The organism is Stenotrophomonas pictorum JCM 9942 (genome assembly GCF_001310775.1).
GTDB classification, from domain to species: domain Bacteria; phylum Pseudomonadota; class Gammaproteobacteria; order Xanthomonadales; family Xanthomonadaceae; genus Stenotrophomonas; species Stenotrophomonas pictorum.
In genome coordinates this window covers 1-2900 of record NZ_BAZI01000334.1, presented here as the reverse complement: position 1 = coordinate 2900, position 2900 = coordinate 1, and the positions used below count along the sequence as shown (strand labels likewise).

The window sequence follows — 2900 nt, the reverse complement described above, 5'->3', positions numbered from 1 at the left end:
CAACAGCGGCCACAGCATCCAGCCGCCCGCGACGGCCGCCAGCAGTCCGGCCAGCGCGAGGAACAGGCCGCTTACCATTCGCGTTCTTCCTGACTGGATTCGTCCAGCGCCCTGGGCGGCAAGGCCCGGGCGCGGCGCCGTACATGGATGACCAGCATTCCCGCGCCGGTCAGCAGCAACAGCCCCGGGCCGAACCACAGCACTGCGGTGCCGGTATCCATCTGCGGCCGGTACAGCACGAACTGGCCGTAGCGCTCGACCAGGAACTGCTTGATCTGGGCGTCGCTGCGGCCTTCGTGCATCAACGTAAGCACTTCGCGGCGCAGGTCATGGGCGATCTGCGCGTTGGAGTCGGCCAGCGACTGGTTCTGGCACTGCACGCAGCGCAGCTCGGCGGTCAGGGCGTGGAAGCGGACTTCCTCGGCCGGGTTGCGGAACTGCAGTGGCGTGGGGTCGCCCATCGGCTGGGCCTGGACCGCGCCGGCAGTGCCGAGCAGCAGAACCAGCCGCAGTGCCCAACGCCTCATCGCGCGCTGCTCGTGGCCGGCAGCGTACCGGGATTGCCGGCGGCGGCTTCCACTTTCTCCAGCGCCGGGATCAGCTGCGTGTCGAGCACGTGCTGGGTGATCGCGCCGCTGTATTTCCAGCGGACGATGCCGCTGCCATCGACCAGGAAGGTTTCCGGCGCGGCGGCGATGCCCCAGTCCAGCGCGGTGCGGCCGTCCTGGTCGGCGAGCACCACCATGTACGGATTGCCCAGTTGCTCCAGCCAGCGCAGCGCCTCGGCGGGCTCGTCCTTCCAGTTGTAGCCGACCATGCGCAGGCGCTTGGTTTCGGCAAACCGGGTCAGTACCGGATGCTCGTCGCGGCAGGCCGGGCACCAGCTGCCCCAGACATTGAGCAGGTAGGGCGCACCGCGCAGATCCTGGCTGCCGATCAGGACGCTGGGGTCGTGCAGCACCGGCAGCGAGAATTCCGGCGCCGGCTTGTCCTGCAACGCCGAGGGCAGGCTGTCGCGGTCCGGATTTCCCGAGCGGCTGACGCCATAGAGCATCAGCCCCATCAGGCCGATGAAAAACAGCACGCCGAGGACGATCGCCACCGGTGGCAGGCGCTGCGGGCGGACGGGCGGTTGCGGGGACGGATTGGACATCAGGCTTTCCTCTGCGGAATGCGGCGGAAGCGGCGGTCGACGGCGGTGATGAAGCCACCCAGCGCCATCAGCGCCGCTCCCAGCCAGATCCAGCGGACAAAGGGTTTGATCTGCACGCGCACCGCCCAGGCACCATCGCCCAGCGATTCGCCCAGGGCGACATAGATATCACCGCCGAGCGCCGGGTGGATGCCGGCCTCGGTCATGGCCTGGCCGCCACTGGCATACATGCGTTTTTCCGGGTGCAGCAGGGCGACCGCGTCACCGTTGCGGGAAACCTGCACATGGCCGCGGTCGGAGTGGTAGTTGGGACCATCGACGGCATCCACGCCCTCCAGCGTGAGCTGGTAGCCGCCGGCATCCACCGACCTGCCCGGTGCCAGCGCCACTTCATGCTGGACATGCAGCGCTTCCACCAGCAGCGCGCCGACCAGAAACACGGCGATACCCAAATGCGCCAGCAGCATGCCCACGGCTTCGGCGTTGAGCCGGCCACTGTTGCGCAGGCGTTGCCCCAAGTAATAGAGAGTGCCCAGACCGACCCACGCGGCGGCGGCAATACCCGCGGCAGCTTTCAGCTTGCCCTGCGACGCCATGAACCAGGTCACGGTGCCCAGCAGCAGGGCCAGTCCGGCCCACGGCGCGAGCAGTGCCAGCGGGCGCAAGCCCTGTTCGCGCTGCCAGCGGGTCAGCGGGCCGAATGGTAGCAGCAGCACCAGCGGGGTCATCAGCAGTACGAACAAGGTGCCGAAGTAGGGCGGGCCGACCGACACCTTGCCCAAATCCAGCGCGTCGGCGATCAGCGGATACAGCGTGCCCAGCAGCACCATTGCGCAGGCGCAGCTGAGCAGCAGGTTGTTGGCCAGCAGCAGACTTTCGCGCGAATTGAGGCTGAAGGCGCGGCGGGAACTGTCGCTGTTTCCTTCCAGTCCGGGGGCACGCAGTGCGTACAGCAGCAGCGAGCCGCCGATCACCAGCGCCAGGAACACCAGGATGAATAGGCCGCGCGAAGGATCGGCGGCGAACGAATGCACGCTGGTCAGCACACCGGAACGGACCAGGAAGGTGCCCAGCAGCGACAGCGCGAAGGCGGCGATGGCCAGCAGCAGGGTCCAGCCGACGAACACGCCGCGCTTCTCGGTCGCCGCCTGTGAATGCAGCAGCGCCGCGCCGATCAGCCAGGGCATGAAACTGGCGTTCTCCACCGGGTCCCAGAACCACCAGCCGCCCCAGCCCAGCTCGTAGTACGCCCACCAGCTGCCCAGCGCGATACCGAGGGTGAGGAAACCCCAGGCCACGTTGGTCCATGGCCGCGTCCAGCGCAGCCAGCGCACGTCGATGTGGCCATCGAGCAGGGCGGCGATGGCGAAGGCGAACGGCACCGCGAAGCGACATAGCCGAAGTACAGCATCGGCGGGTGGATGATCAGGCCCGGGTCCTGCAGCAGCGGGTTCAGGTCGTGGCCTTCGGCGGCGGCCGGCAGCAGGCGCACGAAGGGATTGGAGGTGAACAGCAGAAAGGCGAGAAAGCCGACGCTGATCAGCCCCATCACCGCCAGCACGCGCGCCACCACGTCGGTCGGCAGCTGGCGCGAGCAGATCGCCACCGCGGCGGTCCACAGCGCCAGCACCAGCGCCCACAGCAGCAGCGAGCCCTCGTGCGCGCCCCACACCGCCGAATAGCGGTAGATCATCGGCAGCAGCGAGTTGGAGTTCTCGGCGACGTAACGCAGCGAGAAATCCTGCTG

The 2900-nt window shown here is 68.0% G+C and carries 2 protein-coding genes and 1 pseudogene; all 3 read right to left on the bottom strand.

Going from position 1 to position 2900, the window contains the following annotated elements:
• Positions 1 to 71: 71 nt before the first annotated feature.
• A complete protein-coding gene (locus JCM9942_RS13285) occupies positions 72 to 527 on the bottom strand; it encodes a cytochrome c-type biogenesis protein (RefSeq protein ID WP_054660256.1) in 456 nt (151 codons plus the stop codon).
• A complete protein-coding gene (locus JCM9942_RS13280) occupies positions 524 to 1153 on the bottom strand; it encodes a DsbE family thiol:disulfide interchange protein (protein WP_054660253.1) in 630 nt (209 codons plus the stop codon). Before JCM9942_RS13280 ends, JCM9942_RS13285 begins: the two co-directional genes overlap by 4 nt.
• Positions 1153 to 2900, bottom strand: a pseudogene (locus JCM9942_RS13275) (heme lyase CcmF/NrfE family subunit); the annotation flags it as partial. The pseudogene JCM9942_RS13275 and the gene JCM9942_RS13280, both read right to left, overlap by 1 nt.